The sequence below is a fragment of the Actinoplanes sp. URMC 104 genome, from assembly GCF_051386375.1.
Lineage (GTDB): Bacteria > Actinomycetota > Actinomycetes > Mycobacteriales > Micromonosporaceae > Actinoplanes.
This window is the reverse complement of sequence record NZ_JBPQTO010000006.1, coordinates 1-17,072: the sequence shown is the minus strand read 5'-3', so window position 1 is coordinate 17,072 and position 17,072 is coordinate 1. Positions and strand designations below refer to the sequence as shown.

The 17,072-nt window shown below is 73.7% G+C and carries 15 protein-coding genes, 1 pseudogene and 1 riboswitch; of the genes and pseudogenes, 10 read left to right on the top strand and 6 right to left on the bottom strand.

What is annotated here, in order from left to right; genetic code table 11:
• Positions 1-109 precede the first annotated feature (109 nt).
• From ACSNN8_RS20555 to ACSNN8_RS20545, 3 genes are read right to left on the bottom strand one after another with little or no spacing between them, the layout of a single operon-like run.
• Positions 110-883 carry a maleylpyruvate isomerase N-terminal domain-containing protein gene (locus tag ACSNN8_RS20555; RefSeq protein ID WP_436650896.1) on the bottom strand — a complete coding sequence of 258 codons (774 nt, stop codon included), beginning with the start codon at positions 881-883 and terminating at the stop codon, positions 110-112.
• Between the two features lie 40 nt (positions 884-923).
• The gene (locus ACSNN8_RS20550) at positions 924-1,313 is read right to left on the bottom strand and encodes a DUF2255 family protein (protein WP_436650895.1); all 390 of its coding nucleotides are present in this window, start codon (positions 1,311-1,313) and stop codon (positions 924-926) included.
• A complete protein-coding gene (locus ACSNN8_RS20545; RefSeq protein WP_436651086.1) occupies positions 1,310-2,614 on the bottom strand; it encodes a chorismate-binding protein in 1,305 nt (434 codons plus the stop codon). The genes ACSNN8_RS20550 and ACSNN8_RS20545 overlap by 4 nt, the downstream gene beginning before the upstream one ends.
• Positions 2,615-2,780: 166 nt before the next feature.
• Here ACSNN8_RS20545 and ACSNN8_RS20540 point away from each other — a divergent pair, with 166 nt between their 5' ends.
• On the top strand, positions 2,781-2,981 hold the full coding sequence (locus tag ACSNN8_RS20540) for a DUF5999 family protein (protein WP_436650894.1): 201 nt from the start codon (positions 2,781-2,783) through the stop codon (positions 2,979-2,981).
• Between the two features lie 194 nt (positions 2,982-3,175).
• Here the strand turns inward: ACSNN8_RS20540 and gcvP are convergent, their stop codons facing one another.
• Positions 3,176-5,980 (bottom strand): aminomethyl-transferring glycine dehydrogenase, encoded by a 2,805-nt coding sequence (gene gcvP, locus ACSNN8_RS20535; protein ID WP_436650893.1) that lies wholly within the window; start codon positions 5,978-5,980, stop codon positions 3,176-3,178.
• Positions 5,981-6,055: 75 nt separating this feature from the next.
• Positions 6,056-6,148: riboswitch (glycine riboswitch) on the bottom strand.
• A gap of 51 nt (positions 6,149-6,199) precedes the next feature.
• Between gcvP and mgrA the strand changes: the two genes are divergently transcribed.
• The 9 genes from mgrA to ACSNN8_RS20490 all read left to right on the top strand — a co-directional run bounded on the left by mgrA (position 6,200) and on the right by ACSNN8_RS20490 (position 15,615).
• Positions 6,200-7,195 carry an L-glyceraldehyde 3-phosphate reductase gene (gene mgrA, locus ACSNN8_RS20530; protein WP_436650892.1) on the top strand — a complete coding sequence of 332 codons (996 nt, stop codon included), beginning with the start codon at positions 6,200-6,202 and terminating at the stop codon, positions 7,193-7,195.
• A 40-nt stretch (positions 7,196-7,235) separates the two neighbouring features.
• Positions 7,236-7,910: a nucleotidyltransferase domain-containing protein gene (locus ACSNN8_RS20525; protein ID WP_436650891.1), complete on the top strand. Its 675-nt coding sequence runs from the start codon at positions 7,236-7,238 to the stop codon at positions 7,908-7,910.
• Positions 7,907-8,659, top strand: a complete 753-nt coding sequence (locus ACSNN8_RS20520; protein WP_436650890.1) for a nucleotidyltransferase domain-containing protein — start codon at positions 7,907-7,909, stop codon at positions 8,657-8,659. Before ACSNN8_RS20525 ends, ACSNN8_RS20520 begins: the two co-directional genes overlap by 4 nt.
• A 383-nt stretch (positions 8,660-9,042) precedes the next feature.
• The gene (locus ACSNN8_RS20515; RefSeq protein WP_436650889.1) at positions 9,043-9,405 is read left to right on the top strand and encodes a hypothetical protein; all 363 of its coding nucleotides are present in this window, start codon (positions 9,043-9,045) and stop codon (positions 9,403-9,405) included.
• Positions 9,406-9,574: 169 nt separating this feature from the next.
• Positions 9,575-10,219, top strand: a complete 645-nt coding sequence (locus ACSNN8_RS20510) for a nucleotidyl transferase AbiEii/AbiGii toxin family protein (RefSeq protein WP_436650888.1) — start codon at positions 9,575-9,577, stop codon at positions 10,217-10,219.
• A 19-nt stretch (positions 10,220-10,238) separates the two neighbouring features.
• Entirely contained in the window at positions 10,239-12,722 is a 2,484-nt protein-coding gene (locus tag ACSNN8_RS20505) for a DEAD/DEAH box helicase (protein ID WP_436650887.1), read from the top strand.
• 635 nt (positions 12,723-13,357) lie between these two features.
• Complete coding sequence (locus tag ACSNN8_RS20500) at positions 13,358-14,026, top strand: response regulator (protein ID WP_436650886.1); 669 nt, start codon at positions 13,358-13,360, stop codon at positions 14,024-14,026.
• Between the two features lie 16 nt (positions 14,027-14,042).
• Positions 14,043-14,723, top strand: a complete 681-nt coding sequence (locus ACSNN8_RS20495) for an alpha/beta hydrolase (RefSeq protein ID WP_436650884.1) — start codon at positions 14,043-14,045, stop codon at positions 14,721-14,723.
• A 1-nt stretch (position 14,724) separates the two neighbouring features.
• Positions 14,725-15,615 (top strand): AraC family transcriptional regulator, encoded by an 891-nt coding sequence (locus tag ACSNN8_RS20490; RefSeq protein ID WP_436650883.1) that lies wholly within the window; start codon positions 14,725-14,727, stop codon positions 15,613-15,615.
• Here the strand turns inward: ACSNN8_RS20490 and fsxC are convergent, their stop codons facing one another.
• Complete coding sequence (gene fsxC / locus ACSNN8_RS20485; protein WP_436650882.1) at positions 15,616-16,734, bottom strand: FxsC protein; 1,119 nt, start codon at positions 16,732-16,734, stop codon at positions 15,616-15,618.
• Positions 16,731-17,072: pseudogene (locus tag ACSNN8_RS20480) on the bottom strand (hypothetical protein); the annotation flags it as partial. The pseudogene ACSNN8_RS20480 and the gene fsxC, both read right to left, overlap by 4 nt.

Sequence of the window (17,072 nt, the reverse complement as noted above, 5' to 3'; positions counted from 1 at the left end):
GGCCGGGCCATCCGGTGACCGCCTCACGGCTCCGACCTCCAAGCCGGCCCGCTCGGTGGCCACCCATGGTGCCCGCTCACCCCGCCCACGGCCAGGTCCCGCGCTCCGTCTAGGCGGGCTCCCAGGCGATGAGCCGGTCGAACACCCGCCGGTCGCCGTCGAGCTTCAGCGCGTCCGTCGGGATCCGGCCGTAGAACCACAGCACCAGCTCGCCGGCCGTGCCCGCGGCCGTGGCGTCGGCGGGCGGCGCGTCGGCGCCGGGCGGGGCGATGCGGCGGGAGCGGGCGCCGTCGGCGGACAGCTCGATGCGCCAGGAGCGGCCCTCCGCGGCGTGGTAGTGCACCACGGCGGGCTCGTGCGGCCACGCGGACGTCGTCGCGACGCAGGTGAGCAGGAAGTCCTCGACCCCGTCGAGCGCCACCTCGACCGGCAGCGGCTGCGGCGCGCCCGCGGCGAGCTGCGCGTCGTAGGTGTGCACCGCGATCTCCTGCAGCTGGTGCCGGGCCACCGTGGCGCAGGTGCGCGGGGACTGCACCTCGTCCCACCACGCCCAGACCCCGCGGCCGGGGCCCGCCTCGCGCAGGGCGGCCAGCAGCTGCCGCGTCCCCTCGGCCAGCCACTCCAGCTGCGCCTCCCGGCCCTGCGGCGCGGCGCTCGCCCACACCGGCTTCGGGGGCGGCGCCTCGGCCGGCCCCGCCGCGACGGTGGCAGCCCACCTGCGCCGCCCCTCCCCCAGGTGCTGCACCAGGTCGGCAAGCGTCCAGTCCGGGCAGGACGGCACCCGTACGCCCGGATCGGGCGCGGCGGCCACCGCGGCGCGGAACGCGGCCGACCGCTCGTCGATCAGCCGCAGCCGGTCGGCAAACTCCAGGATCTCTTCCACGTCGGGCTGTCTACCACCGGGCCGGGCCGGCCGCCAACGCTTATTCGCGCGGCTGCTTGTCGAGCCGCAGGGTCGCCGCGGCGGCCGCGTCCGACACCATGGCGCTCACCGCGCCCGCCCCGTACCGGCCGTACTTCGCGCGGTAGGCGGCGTCGATGCCGGCACGCAGCTCGTCCGGTCCCGCGCCGACGTCCTCGACGGCCACGTCGGCTGCCAGGCCGGGCACCCGGATGCCGGCCCGTCCGGTCGCCAGCACGTGACCGAACCAGCCGGTGCCGCGCCGGTGCCAGGTGCGCACGTACACGGCGTCGCCGACCACCACGACCCAGATCGGCAGCGGACGGCGCGGGGTCCCGTCGGCCCGCCGCGCCGCGATCTCCAGCTCCTCGGCGGCCGCGATCCGCTGCAGCTCCCCGGTCGTCCACGTCATGCGGGGTCCCCTCCGGCCAAGGCGGCCTTGATCGGAGCCAGCTTGGCGGCGGCCTCGGCCACCTCGGCGGCCGGGTCGCTGTCCCAGGTGATGCCGCCGCCGGCCCAGGCGTGCACGCGGTGGCCGTCGACGGCCACGGTGCGGATGGTCAGGCCCAGGTCGAACCGGCCGGGCCCGATCCAGCCGACCGCGGCCATGCTCACGCCGCGGCCGACCGGCTCGAGGCGGGCGATCTCGGCCAGCGCGGCCAGCTTCGGGGCGCCGGTGACCGAACCGCCGGGCACCAGCGCGCGCAGCAGCTCCGGCAGCGGCAGGTCGCCCACCACGGGCGCCGACACGACCGACTCGGCCTGCCACAGACCGGACCAGCGCCGTACGGCGAACAGCTCGTCCACCTCGACCGCGCCCACGCCGGGCAGGCGGGCGAGGTCGTTGCGGGACAGGTCGACGATCATGACGTGCTCGGCCCGTTCCTTGGCCGACGCCAGCAACTCCGCGCGACCGCGTTCGGTGGCGGGCCGCGTGCCCTTGATCGGCCGGGTGATCACGCGGCCGTCGCGCACCTCGACCAGGGTCTCCGGGGACGCGGTGGCCATCGCCCAGCCGGGGCCCGCCAGCACGCCGCCGTAGCGGGCGCCGGGCAGCGCGGCCACCCGCCGCAGGGCCGCAAGGGGGTCACCGGCGTACGGGGCCGAGGCATGACCCACGACGTTGACCTGGTAGACGTCGCCACGCCCGATGGCGCGCCGGGCGGCCTCGACGGCAGCGGCGTGCTCGGCCTCGGACCAGCTCGGCGTCCACTCCCCCAGCCACCAACCGGCCGCGGCGGAATCCGGCACCCAGTCGGCCGCGGAACCCGGCGGGCAGCCGGCCGTGGAACCCGGCGGGGGGCCCGGACGGATGGCGGCAGGATCCGGCGACCGGCCGGCGGCGGAACCCGGCTGACTACCAGCTCCCGCACCTCCCGGCAGCCCACCGTCGGGGTCGTAGTGCTCGAAGACGACGGCGTAGACGTCCGGGACGGCGGGGATCGGGGTCGGGGCTCCGGGGGCGCCGCCGGCCATCACGCAGGCGGCATCGGCGGACACATACAGTGCGGCGCCGCAGAGCGACCCCGCGCCGGTCGGGTGGATCTCACTGGCCGTTCGGCCGATATTTCGCACGCCTAGTCCGTTGGCGGCGAGGTACTCGGCGACAAGCTCTGCGGGGTCGCCGCCGTCCCACCTGGACCACTGGAAGAAGTTCGACGGACGGTGACGGCCCAGGCAGGACGCCGGAGACGCCGGCGCCGCGACGGACAGGGGTGACGGGAAGTGGCCGAACGACCGGCTTCCGTGGACCATCGGAGACGAGGACTCTGTCAACGGGGACACCGTCACCGGGTTGAACCGTCGTCGTTCGATGTGAGGTAACGTCCGTCACCGTTGTTGTGAGTCATCACACAAACCCCCGACCGGAGAACCACCGATGTGCCAGCACGCAACTCCTTGCCCCAGCTCACACGCCATCGACCGCGAGGCCGCCAAAACCGTTGCTTCTTGCCGGGAGCAGGGTTGGAGCCTCCTCTGCAACGGTGTCATCGTCTTCGAGGACACCGGCGAGATCCTGCCCGACGGCACGATGATCGAGCCGCACCGGGGCCCCGCCCGCCACGCGCTCGCCGCCTGATCCGCACGGCCCCCGCGGGGCCGTCGCGAACGGGCTCGCCACCGGACGAGGTCGTCACCCATCGTAGTTGATCGAATCCGGTGGTCGCGCTCCCACCGGCCCGCGCGGACGACGACGCCCCGCGCGGCCGGACGACCAGCGAAAAGGGCCGCCGCAGCAGCGACGGCCCCAGCACTCGCCCGGTCCTGAACAGCTCAGTCCTCGAACGCCTCCGGCGACGGGCACGAGCAGACCAGGTTGCGGTCGCCGTAGGCGCCGTCGATGCGGCGCACCGGCGGCCAGTACTTGGCCGTGCGGTCCACACCCGCCGGGAAGCCCGCCACCGACCGCGGGTACGGGTGCTCCCACTCGTCGGCCGACACGGCCGCCGCGGTGTGCGGCGCGTTGGACAGCGGGTTGTCGCCCTTGGGCCACACCCCCGCCGCCACCTGGTCGATCTCGCCCTTGATGGCGATCATCGCGGCGATGAACCGGTCGAGCTCGGCCAGGTCCTCGCTCTCGGTCGGCTCCACCATCAGCGTGCCGGCCACCGGGAACGACATCGTCGGCGCGTGGAAGCCGTAGTCGATCAGCCGCTTGGCCACGTCGTCGACCGAGACGCCGGTCGCCTTGGTGATCGGCCGCAGGTCGAGGATGCACTCGTGCGCGACCAGCCCGTTGTTGCCCGCGTACAGCACCGGGTAGTGCTCGCGCAGCCGCGCGGCCACGTAGTTGGCCGTCAGCACGGCCGTGCCGGTCGCCGCGGCCAGCCCGTCGGGGCCCATCATCCGCAGGTACGCCCACGAGATCGGCAGGATCCCCGCGGAGCCGTGCGCCGCCGCGGACACCGCGTGGTGCTCGCCCGGCTCGAGCGGGTCGCCGGGCAGGAACTCGGCGAGGTGCGCGCGCACCGCGACCGGGCCGACGCCGGGGCCGCCGCCGCCGTGCGGGATGCAGAACGTCTTGTGCAGGTTCAGGTGCGACACGTCCGCGCCGAACTTGCCCGGCCGGGCGAAGCCGACCAGCGCGTTGAGGTTCGCGCCGTCCACGTACACCTGGCCGCCGGCCTCGTGCACCGCGGCGCACAGGTCGGCGATCGAGGTCTCGTACACGCCGTGGGTCGACGGGTAGGTCACCATGATCGCCGCCAGGTTCGCGGCGTGCGCCTCGATCTTGGCGTGCAGGTCGGTCATGTCGACGTTGCCCGCGTCGTCGCAGGCCACCACGACCACGCGCATGCCGGCCATCACGGCGCTGGCCGCGTTCGTGCCGTGCGCGCTCGACGGGATCAGGCACACCGTGCGGTGCTCCTCGCCGCGCGCGCGGTGGTAGCCGCGGATCGCCAGCAGCCCGGCCAGCTCACCCTGCGAGCCCGCGTTGGGCTGCACGCTCACCGCGTCGTACCCGGTGATCTCGGCCAGCCAGCCCTCGAGCGTGGCCACGAGCTGCTCGTAGCCGGCGGTGCGGGACGCGGGGGCGTACGGGTGGATGTTCGCGAACTCCGGCCAGGTGACCGGTTCCATCTCGGTGGTCGCGTTGAGCTTCATCGTGCAGGAGCCCAGCGGGATCATGCCGCGGTCCAGCGCGTAGTCACGGTCGGACAGCTTGCGCAGGTAGCGCAGCATGCTGGTCTCGGAGTGGTGGGTGTTGAACACCGGGTGGGTCAGGTAATCGCTCGTGCGCCCGAGCGGCTTCGCGCCGCACGCCGCGGGCGCGGCCACCGGCACGCCGAAGGCGCCCAGCACGGTCGCGACGTGCGCGGCGGTGGTCGTCTCGTCGGCCGAGACCGAGACCCGGTCGGCGTCCACCAGCCGCAGGTCGACGCCCTGGCCGGCGGCCGCGGCGACGATCTCGGCGGCGCGGCCCGGCACCACGGCGGTCACCGTGTCGAAGAACGCGTCGTGCGCCACCTCGACACCGGCGGCGCCCAGGCTGCCGGCGATCGTGAGGGCGTGGTCGTGCACCCGCTTGGCGATCTCCCGCAACCCCCGCGGGCCGTGGTAGACCGCGTACATGCTCGCCATCACGGCCAGCAGCACCTGCGCGGTGCAGATGTTGCTGGTCGCCTTCTCGCGGCGGATGTGCTGCTCGCGGGTCTGCAGGGCGAGGCGGTACGCCGGGGCGCCGTCGGCGTCCTTGGACACCCCGACCAGCCGGCCGGGCAGCGAGCGCTCGAGCCCGGCGCGTACCGCCAGGTAGCCGGCGTGCGGGCCGCCGAAGCCCAGCGGCACCCCGAACCGCTGGGTGGTGCCGGCCGCGATGTCCGCGCCGATCTCGCCCGGCGCGCGCAGCAGCGTCAGCGCCAGCAGGTCCGCGGCGACCGTGACCAGCGCGCCCTTCTCGTGCGCCGCGGCGACCAGCGAGGCGTGGTCCCGTACGGCTCCGGAGGCGCCCGGGTACTGCAGGTGCAGCCCGAAGAACTTCCCGGGCAGCTCGTCGCCGGCGTCCAGGTCCACCAGCCGCAGCTCGATGCCGAGCGGCTCGGCGCGGGTCCGCAGGATCGCCAGCGTCTGCGGCAGCGTGTCGGCGTCCACGACGTACACCTGGGACTTGGACTTGGAGGCGCGCTTAGCGAGCGTCATCGCCTCCGCGACCGCGGTGCCCTCGTCGAGCATCGACGCGTTCGCCGTGGTCAGGCCGGTGAGGTCGGTCACCATCGTCTGGAAGTTCAGCAGCGCCTCGAGCCGGCCCTGGCTGATCTCCGGCTGGTACGGGGTGTACGCCGTGTACCAGGCGGGGTTCTCCAGCACGTTCCGCTTGATCACCGCGGGGGTGTGCGTGCCGTAGTAGCCCAGCCCGATCATCGAGGTGGTGACCTGGTTGCGGCCCGCGATCTCGCGCAGCTCCGCGATCGTCTCCTCCTCGGAGGCGGCGTCAGGCAGGTTCAGCGACCCGTGCCACCGGATCACCTCGGGGATCGCGGCGTCCATCAGCGCGTCGAGCGACGCGTAGCCGATGGTCTTGAGCATGTGGGTCTGCTCGTCGGTGTCCGGTCCGATGTGCCGGTCAGCGAACGTCATGACGGCTCCTTAGAGAGGTCGACAAGGCGGCCTCCCCCTCTGTCACCGGCGCGCACGCGCACGGCTTCAGAGTCGCTCGCCCACGCGGTCCTTTTGCCTGAGAGGTTCCGGGGAGGATTTGCCCCTTCGGCGCCGAGGTGAACCCTCGGTCTCTCCCGCATGGCTGGCACCCAACCTACCAGCGATCATGGTGCGGACCCGTGTCTCTAGGGTGGGGTTGTGACCTACACCCCCGCGGAAGACCGCTACGACACCATGCCCTACCGGCGCGCCGGGCGCAGCGGCCTGCGCCTGCCCGTCATCTCGCTCGGCCTGTGGCACAACTTCGGCGACGGACGGCCCTGGGAGCGCCAGCGCGACATCGTGCGCCGCGCCTTCGACCTGGGCGTCACCCACTTCGACCTGGCCAACAACTACGGCCCGCCGCCCGGCAGCGCGGAGAGCAACTTCGGCCGCATCCTGGCCACCGACTTCCGGGCGCACCGCGACGAGCTCGTCATCTCCACCAAGGCCGGCTATTACATGTGGCCCGGCCCGTACGGCGAATGGGGCTCGCGCAAGTACCTGGTCAGCTCGCTCGACCAGTCGCTCAAGCGGCTCGGCCTCGACTACGTCGACATCTTCTACCACCACCGGCCCGACCCGGACACCCCGCTCGAGGAGACCATGAGCGCGCTCGACGCCGTGGTCCGCGCGGGCAAGGCCCAGTACGTCGGTCTGTCCAACTACACGTCCGCGCAGACTCTTGCTGCGGCGAAGATCCTCAAGGACCTCGGTACGCCGCTGCTGATCCACCAGCCGTCGTACTCGATCCTCAACCGCTGGATCGAGAAGGACAACCTGCTCGACACGCTCGCCGACGCCGGCGCCGGCTGCATCGCGTTCAGCCCCCTGCAGCAGGGCCTGCTCACCGACCGCTACCTGGGCGGCATCCCCGACGACTCCCGGGTGCGCACGAGCACCTTCCTCAACGAGAGCGACCTCGACAAGCAGACCCTCGCCCGGCTGCACGCGCTCAACGACATCGCCCAGCGGCGCGGGCAGTCGCTCGCCCAGATGGCGCTCGCCTGGGGCCTGCGCGACGAGCGGATGACCAGCCTCATCATCGGCGCCAGCAGCGTGCAGCAGCTCGAGAACAACGTCGCCGCCATCGGCAACCTCGCGCTGAGCGAGGCCGAGCTCGGCGACATCGACGGCACCGTGCTCGACCTGTAAATCGGCGGCGGCGCCGCCCCGTTCTCCGTATCGTCGCCGCATGATCGAACTGGTCGAGCGGCACACGATCCTCGGGGTCGTGGTCGGGTCGCGCGCCTACGGACTGTCCGGGCCCGCCTCCGACCACGACCGCCGCGGCGTCTACGCCGCCCCGACCCGCCTGTTCTTCCCGCTCGACAAGCCGCCCACCCACCTCGACGGCCCGCAGCCCGAACAGTTCTCGTGGGAGATCGAACGGTTCTGCACGCTCGCGCTGCAGGCCAACCCGACCGTCCTCGAAGTGCTCTGGTCGCCCGTGGTCGAACGGCTCACCCCCGACGGCGCCGAGCTGCTCGCCGCCCGGCACGCGTTCCTGTCCCGCCGGGTCGGCGACACGTACGGCGAGTACGCCCGCGACCAGCTCGCCCGGGTCGCCGCCCGCCGGGCCCGCACCGGCGAGACCAACTGGAAGCAGGCCATGCACATGATCCGGCTGCTGATCGCCGGCGCGCACGTGCTGCGCACCGGCGACGTGCTCGTCGACGTGCGGCCGCTGCGCACCCGGCTGCTCGACGTCCGCAACGGCGCGCTGACCTGGGACGCCGTGACCGGCTGGGCCGGCGACCTGCAGGAAGATCTCGCGGCCGCGCTCGCCTCCACCACGCTGCCCGCCTCGCCGGACCGGGCCGCCGTCGACCGACTGCTCTCCGGCGTACGGGAAAGGGGTCTGCAGTGACCACGACAGTGCCCGCCTGGTCCGCCGAGGTCGTCGCCGAGCTGCCGTATCCGGTCGTGTTCGCGACGGTCAGCGGCGCCCACCTCTACGGCTTCGCCTCCGTCGACTCCGACCTCGACCTGCGCGCCGCCCACGTGCTGCCCGTAGCCGAGGTCGTCGGCCTGCACACCGGCCCGTCGACGCTGCAGACCGGCGGCGTCCGCGACGGCGTCGAACTCGACGTGGTCAGCCACGACCTGCACAAGTTCGCCCGGCTGCTCAACAGCCGCAACGGCTACGTCCTCGAACAGCTGCTCTCCCCGCTGGTGGTCACCACCACCTCGCTGCACCGCGACCTCGTGGCCCTGGCGCCGTCGTTCGTCACCTCCGGGCACGCCCACCACTACCTGGGCTTCGCCACCTCGCAGGAACGGCTGTTCGCCCGCACCGGCCGCCTGAAGGCCGCGCTGTACTGGCTGCGCGTGCTCCTCACCGGCCGCCACCTCATGCGCACCGGGGAGCTGGAGACCGACCTCGGCGTGCTCGGAGCGCAGGTGCCGTACGTGCCGGCGCTGATCGAGCTGAAGCGCTCCGCCGAGAAGGCGCCGTTCCCGGCCGAACTGCTCGACCGGCTGTACGCCGACGCCGCGGCGCTGCGGGCCGGGCTCGAGGAGGACCGGGACGCCTCGCGGCTGCCCGCCCGGCCGGCGCCGTCCGCCGTTGCCGAGCTGCACGATCTGGTGGTCGCGGCGCGCCTCGCGACCGTGTAGGCAGTGGGGAGTCGGCGCCCCCGCTGCGTCGACGCCCGGCCACGCCGCCCGGCGCCCCCTCGCCGCGCTGACTCCCGCCCGCCGCCACGCCGCCGCGCCGACTCCGCCCGCCGCCGCCCCAACCCCCGCTCGCCGCCGCGCCGACTCCCGCCCGCCGCCCGGCGCTGCTCCAACCCCCGCTCGCCGCCGCGCCGACTCCCGGCCGCACCGCCCGCCGCCCGCCGCCACGCCGCAGGCACCGGCCGTACCGTCCCCGGTGCCGGTTCCGCTTGTGGTTGGTGAGTCGCCGAAGGCGTCAGTTCTGCGGTCTGCGGCTCCGCCGCTAGAGCATCCTAGGAGGCTAGGAACTCGGTGGGAGCGGCATGTCGGTTTACGCTGATCGCATGACCACCGCCACCCGTGCCGCTGTGCACCTCGCCCGGCCCCACCGGCCGGTGCTGGTGGCGGGCACGCTGGTCGAGCTGGCCGGCCCCACCCACGGGCTCGTGGAGCTCCCGCTGCGGCTGTGGTGGGGCCCGCGGCGGGCGTTCGACCTGGAAGAGCCGACGATGCTCGCCTGGATGTACGAGAACGTCCTGCGCGAGGCCATCCGCGTCGAGGAGCTGCGCACCTACCTGCACGGCCCGACGCTGGTGCGCATCTGGCCGGAGCTCAACCTCCCCCGCGGCGTGCGCGCCGCCTGGGAGGCTCGCCACGCCCAGCTGCGGCACGCATGGCGGGCTGTGGACAGAGCCGTCTGCGCATAGCGCACCCTGTGGACAACGCGGCGCGCCGGGCGGGCCGGCGGCGTAGGCTCGCCGCACAGCTCCCCGGGTGGGTGGGGGGTAGGGATGGCCCCACCGGTGATCGACAGCGGTGATCGACAGCGGTGATCGACGAAACAGCCGGCGTGGAGGGGCGGGATAGCCTGGGCCGGTGGCGAGCGTCGACGACTTCTACTCCGACGTGGCCCGCATCGCGCTCGCGGTGGCGACCAAGCACGGGTTCGTGCTGGGCGGCGGGTTCGCCTGGCTGGTCAACGGGCTGGTGCAGCGCCCCACCGAGGACGTCGACCTGTTCACCGACACGGCCGGGGGCGTGGCGGCGGCGGCCGGGGAGGTCACGGCGGCGCTGCGGGCGGCGGGCTACCGGGTGGTGCGCGAGGAGGGCGACGAGCTCTTCGAGGGCATGGACGAGGACCTGCGCGAGTTCCTGGTGGCCAGCGAGCACCAGGCGCTGCGGCTGACGCTGTGCCGGCTGGACCGTTCGAAGAAGCCGGTGGTGATGGGGCTCGGGCCGGTGATGCACCTCGACGACCTGGTGGCCACCAAGGTCGCGGCGCTGGTCAACCGGCGCGAGGTGCGCGACTACATCGACGTGGCAGCGGCGCTGGAGCGCTATCCGCTGGAGAAGGTGCTGGCGCTGGGCCGCGCGGCGGACCCGGCGCTGGACCCGGAAGACGTGGCGGACGCGGGGCGGTACCTGGACCGGCTGGACGACGCGCGCTTCGCGCTGTACGGCCTCTCCCCGCAGCAGATCGGCCAGCTGCGGCAACGCCTCGCGCAATGGCCACGGAGCTGATCCATATAGTGAACGCATCATGACGCTGACCGACCGCCTGCCCGGCACCGCCGAGCCCGACGCCGTGTTCGACGCCTTCCAGAAGTGGGCGACCGAGCAGGGCCTCGCCCTCTACACCCATCAGGAGGAGGCGCTCATCGAGATCGCCACCGGGGCGAACGTCATCCTGAACACCCCGACCGGCTCGGGCAAGAGCCTGGTGGCGACCGGCGCGCACTTCGTCGCGCTGGCCGACGGCCGCACGACCTTCTACACCGCCCCGATCAAGGCGCTGGTCAGCGAGAAGTTCTTCGCCCTGTGCGCGGTCTTCGGCGCGCACAACGTCGGCATGCTCACCGGCGACGCCAGCGTGAACGCGGACGCGCCGATCATCTGCTGCACCGCCGAGGTGCTGGCGAACCTGGCGCTGCGCGAGGGCGCGGACGCCGACGTCGGCCAGGTCGTGATGGACGAGTTCCACTTCTACGCCGAGCCCGACCGCGGCTGGGCGTGGCAGGTGCCGCTGATCGAGCTGCCGCAGGCGCAGTTCATCCTCATGTCCGCCACGCTGGGCGACACCACCCGCTTCGTGGACGACCTCTCCCGCCGTACGGGCCGGCCGACCGCGGTGGTGAGCAGCGTGGAGCGGCCGGTCCCGCTGATCTTCTCGTACGCGATGACGCCGTTGCACGAGACGATCGAGGAGCTGCTCCAGACGCACCAGGCGCCGGTCTACATCGTGCACTTCACGCAGGCCGCCGCGCTGGAGCGGGCGCAGTCGCTGATGAGCATCAACATGGCCACCCGCGCCGAGAAAGACGCGATCGCCACCGCGCTGGGCAGCTTCCGGTTCACCGCGGGCTTCGGCAAGCAGCTGTCGCGGCTCGTGCGGCACGGCATCGGTGTGCACCACGCGGGCATGCTGCCCAAGTACCGCCGCCTGGTGGAGACCCTCGCCCAGGCCGGGTTGCTCAAGGTGATCTGCGGCACCGACACACTCGGCGTCGGGATCAACGTTCCCATCCGTACGGTGCTGTTCACCGGCCTTTCCAAGTACGACGGTGTGAAGACCCGCCTGCTCAAGGCGCGCGAGTTCCACCAGATCGCCGGGCGCGCCGGCCGCGCCGGGTACGACACGCTCGGCACCGTGATCGTGCAGGCGCCCGAGCACGTGATCGACAACGAGCGGGCGCTGGCCAAGGCGGGCGACGACCCCAAGAAGCGGCGCAAGGTCGTCCGCAAGAAGCCGCCCGAGGGCTCGATCGGCTGGGGCCAGCCCACCTTCGACCGGCTCGTCGCCGCCGACCCCGAGCCGCTGACCAGCTCGTTCCAGGTGTCGCACGCGATGCTGCTCAACGTCATCTCGCGCGGCGGGGACCCGTTCGCGGCGATGCGGCACCTGCTCACCGACAACCACGAGGACCCGGCGGCCCAGCGCCGCCACATCCGGCGGGCCATCGCGATCGCGCGCGCGCTCGTCGCCGGCGGGGTCATCGAACGGACGCCCGAAGGCACGTACCGCCTGACCGAGGACCTGCAGCTGGACTTCGCGCTGAACCAGGCGCTGTCACCCTTCGCCCTCGCGTGCCTCGAGCTGCTGGATGCGCAGGACCCGGCGTACGCCCTCGATGTCGTCTCGGTGATCGAGTCGACGCTGGAGGATCCCCGGCAGGTGCTCTCCGCGCAGCGCCAGAAGGCCCGCGGTGAGGCCGTCAACGCGATGAAGGCCGAGGGCATCGAGTACGAGCAGCGGATGGAGCTGCTCGAGGACGTCACCCACCCGCGGCCGCTGGTCGAGCTGCTCGAGGCCGCGTACGAGACCTACCGGCGCGGTCACCCGTGGGTCGCCGACTACGAGCTCAAGCCCAAGAGCGTCGTGCGGGACATGTACGAGCGGGCGATGACCTTCACCGAGTACGTCTCGTTCTACGGGCTGTCGCGCTCCGAGGGACTCGTGCTGCGCTACCTCGCCGACGCGTACCGGGCGCTGCGCCAGACCGTGCCCGAGGACTCGCGCACCGAGGAGCTCACCGACCTGATCGAGTGGCTCGGCGAGCTCGTCCGGCAGGTCGACTCGAGCCTGCTCGACGAGTGGGAGCGGCTGCGCAACCCCGGCGACGAGGCCCCCGAGGTACGCCTCGACGAGCCGCCCGCGGTCACCCGCAACACCCGCGCGTTCCGGGTGCTCGTACGCAACGCCATGTTCCGCCGCGTCGAGCTGGCCGCGCTGCGCCGCTGGGACGAGCTCGGCGAGCTCGACGGCGAGAACGGCTGGACCGCGCAGCGCTGGCAGGACGCGATCGAGGACTACTTCGACGAGTACGACTCACTGGGCACCGGGCCGTCCGCGCGGGGGCCCGCGTTCCTGCACATCGACGCCGGCCCGGGCGCCTGGGTGGTCCGGCAGGTCTTCGAGGACCCGGAGGGCGACCACGACTGGGGCATCGACGCCACCGTCGACCTGGCCGCCTCCGACGAGATCGGCGCGGCGGCGATCGTCGTCACCGCCGTCGGCCCGCACTGAGCCCCTTTTCCGACATTTCCGATTCACGTGAAACATCTTCTGGTAGTGCGCCACCGCCTCCCCCACCCATCCGGGTGCAGCGGAATCTACGCCCGGCAGCGCGGACAAACCGGACTATCCACAGGCAAGGAGCGCCGCGGCGGGGGCGCTGGGTTGTCCGATTGCCGACAGGCTCCGCCAGCCGGGGCGGCTGGCGGGCGGGGCGGCGCGTACGACGTGCCGGGCCGGCCGTTCTGTCCGGTGCCGCCGGGCGGGGAGGCTGTCCAGTGGCGGGCGGGGCGGCGCGAACGACCTGCCGAGCCGGCCGTTCTGTCCGGTGCCGCCGGGCGGGGCGGCTGCCGGGCGGGGAGGCTGTCCAGTGCCTGGCGGGGCGGCGCGAACGACCTGCCGAGCCGGCCGTTCTGTCCGGTGCCGCCGGGCGGGGCGACTGTCCGGAGCCGGGCCGGCCGGCTGCTGGGCGGGGCGGCTGTCGGCGCAGGGCGCGCGGGCGTGCGCCCCGCATCGCCGCGACGGAAGACGAGACAGCTCACGACGGCCCGGCCCGCCGACGCGACACCGACGGGCGCGGCGGCACACGACGGACCACCGCCCGGAGGAGGGCTCACCATGCTGCTGACACTGCCGATGGGCAGGCCGTGACCCGCATCCTGGTGGTCGACGACGACCCGCAGATCCTGCGGGCGCTGCGGATCAACCTGCGCGCCCGCCGGTACGACGTGGACGTGGCGGCGGACGGCGCGGAGGCGCTCGCGGCGGCGGCCGCCCACGCGCCCGACCTGGTGGTGCTCGACCTGGGGCTGCCGGACATGGACGGCACCGACGTGATCCGCGGGCTGCGCGGGTGGAGCACCGTGCCGATCATCGTGCTGTCGGGGCGGGCCGAGGGCAGCGACAAGGTCGGCGCGCTCGACGCGGGCGCGGACGACTACGTGACCAAGCCGTTCGGGGTGGACGAGCTGCTCGCCCGCATCCGGGCGGTCACCCGGCGGATCCATCCGTCCGACGCGCCGGCCGGGCCGGTCACCGTGGGCCGCTACACGGTCGACCTGACCGGGCACACGATCACCCCGGAGCAGCGGCTCACGCCGACCGAGTGGCAGCTGCTCGAACGGCTGCTGCGCAACCCGGGCAAGCTGATCACCCAGCGCAGCCTGCTGCAGGAGGTGTGGGGTCCGCGGTACGGCACCGAGACCAACTACCTGCGCCAGTACATGGCCCGGTTGCGGCGCAAGCTCGAGGACGACCCGGCCCGCCCGCGGCACCTGATCACCGAGCCGGGGATGGGCTACCGTTTCCAGCCGTGAAGGCGATACTTCTGGGATGACCGACGCCAGCACCTTCGTCCTCGTCCCCGGCGCCTGGCACGGCGGGTGGTGGTACGAGCCGCTCGCCGCCGAGCTGGAGAAGCTCGGCCACCGGGCGCACTGTGTCACGCTCGCGGGGCTGTGGCCCGACGACGACCTGACCCGCCGCCCGGTGAACCTCACCACCCACGTCGAGCAGGTCAGCGAGCTGGTCGAGGACCTCACCGCGGGCGGCGGCCGGGTGGTGCTGGTCGGGCACAGCTACGGCGGCCTGGTGATCAACGGGGCGGCCGACCGGCATCCCGATCGGGTCAGCGCGCTGGTGCACCTGGACAGCGACATCGTCGAGGACGGCGAGTCGTGCTGGGACGTCAGCACCGAGGCCAACAAGCAGTACTTCCTGGAGTCGGTCGGCGGCGACGGGCTGGGGCTGGCCCCGATGCCGTTCTTCGACGAGCGGGCCAAGCCGCACCCGTTCGCGACGCTGCTGGAGAAGAGCCGGCTGACCGGCGCGTGGCGGCAGGTCCCGATCAAGCGGTACGCGGCCGCGCTGGACACCCCGGGCGGGCTGCAGGCGCCGGTGACGATGGAGCGGCTGCGCGACGACCCCGACTGGCACTACGAGGAATGGCCGGTCAGCCACAACGTGCTGCGCGACGGCCCGGACCGGGTGCTCGGCCTGCTGCGCGACCTCTGACATGACCGGCGCCACGATCGAGCAGAAGTACACGCTCGTCTACTTCGGCGACGACTCGTTCGTGTACGCCGGCCGGCACGCCCACGACGACGGGATGGCGGTGCACACGCACAGCTTCGTGGAGCTGGCCGTCGTGACCCGCGGCCGCGCGGTCCACCACAGCCTGACCGGCCGGCAGCCGATCGGCGTCGGCGACGTCGTGCTGCTGCGCCCGGGCGTCTGGCACGGCTACGAGGACAGCGACGCGCTGGAGGTCTACAACTTCTGCTTCTCCGCCGAGCTGCTGCGCCGCGAGCTGGCCTGGACCCGCGACGACCCGCTGCTGGGGCACCTGCTGTGGACCGGCCCGTACGCGCAGCGGCGCCGCGGCCTGCTGAGCGTCCACCTGCCGGCGGACGAGCGGGACGCGTACGTCGGGCACCTGGACACGATCGCCGAGCTGCGCCACCGCCCCCAGCACCTGCACCGCGCCGACCTGATCGCCCGGGTGGTGCTCGCGCTGGGCTGCGTCGCCCGCGCGCTGGGCGCCGGCGTGCGCGCCGAGCCCCTGCATCCCGCGGTCATGCAGGTGATGCGCCGCATCGAGAGCGACCCCGCCCGCGGCTGGACGCTGGCCGACCTGGCCGACGGCCTGCACCTGGCGCCCGGCTACCTGGTGCGGCTGTTCAAGGCGGCCACCGGCCTGCCCCCGATGGCGTTCCTGTCGCGGCACCGCGTCGAGCTGGCCGCCGAGATGCTGCTGCACACCGACCGCACGGTCCGCGCGATCGCCGAGGACGTCGGCTGGCCCGACCAGAACTACTTCGCCCGCCGCTTCCGCGCCCACTACGGGCTGACCGCCACCGACTACCGGGCCCGCTTCACCCCCGGCACGCGCGCCAAGGCCCTCTGACTACCAGCACCATGCCGTACGGCGGTACGCGGCGCACGCGCGGTCGATGAGCGACGGCGCCCGCTCCACCAGCCGGTCGGCGTCGCGCAGCAGGGCGATGCGCTGCCGCGCGATCCCGGCGGCGACCAGCGTGTCGGCGACGGTGTGGTGCAGCCGGGCGCCCCGGGCGGCGTACTGGGGGTCGGTCCGGTCCGCGACCAGCAGCACGGTGGCCCACGCCGGGATCCGCGTGGCCAGCCCGGAGAGCCGTTCGAGCCCGTCCGGGGTGGCCGCCGACCACGGGTCGATCAGCACGAGCGCCGCGCCGTCGGCGAGCAGCGCCAGGTCGCCGGGCCGGTCGACCACGCGGGCGGGCTGACCGAGCCGCTCGGCGACGTCGGCCACGAAGCGGGCGACCGGCAGCCCGGTGCGATGCGGGGTCCAGGCGCGCGGCGCGGGCCCGTACGCCCGGGGTGAGCGGCCCGGCGGCACGTCGCTGCGCTGCGGGGCGAGCACCGCGACGGTGAACAAGATCCCGGTGGGCACGCCCGGCTCCGCGGTGACCCGGTCGAACGCGACGGCCGGCGGCGCGGGGCGGGGCGCCTCGGCGGCCAGCGTGACGATCCGGTACGCCAGCCGGCGCAGCACGGCCCGGTACGGCCGGCGGTGCATCGCGAGCCGGGTCAGCGCCTGCAGGCCCTCGTCGGCGTACTCGGGGATGCCGGCGCCCAGCCGCAGCGCGGCCGCCCGCTCGCCGGGGTGCTCCCCGCGCGGCCACGGCACCCAGAACACCGGCACCTGGAACCGCTCGGCGGTGCCCGGGTCGGCGTAGCGGCCCGCGAACGAGGCCCGCTCGCGCAGCGGCCACCCCTTGGTGAGGTAGTCCGGCGAGCACAGCGCCACGAACACGTCGGCGCGGCCGAGCGCGGCGGGCAGCGCGGTGCGCCAGTCGGTCATCGGCGGCAGCAGGTTGTCGCAGAACCCGACCGGGGCGCGCCGGTCGGCGCCGACCAGCCGCGCCACCTCGACGGACAGCTCGGTGAACAGCTTGCCGGCCCAGTGGTCGCCGCCGGGACGGTCGTCGGCGCGCAGCCGCACCGAGTGGCCGTAGCTGAGGTAGAAGTAGCACCGCCCCGTCACAGCGGCTCCACCCGGTGGTCGCGCCACAGCGCGTCGACGTGCTGCGCCAGGCGCCACACGATCGCCTGGAACACCTGCTCCTTGCCACTGCGCAGCAGCCCGAGCAGCCCCGCCGCCCGGTATCCGGCGCGGTGGTCCCCGCTGAGCTGCGACGGCACGAAAACGCCGGCCCGGGCGATCTCGGCGGGCAGCGCGACGGCCGGCGGCGTCCACAGCACCGGCACGATCATCGTCTCGCCGGGGCGGGCGGTCCCGTGCCGCGGCACCACCGGCCGCCGGCCGAACAGCTCGACCTCGCGGGCGCACCGCCGGTTGCCGGTGAGGTACGCCGTGGACGG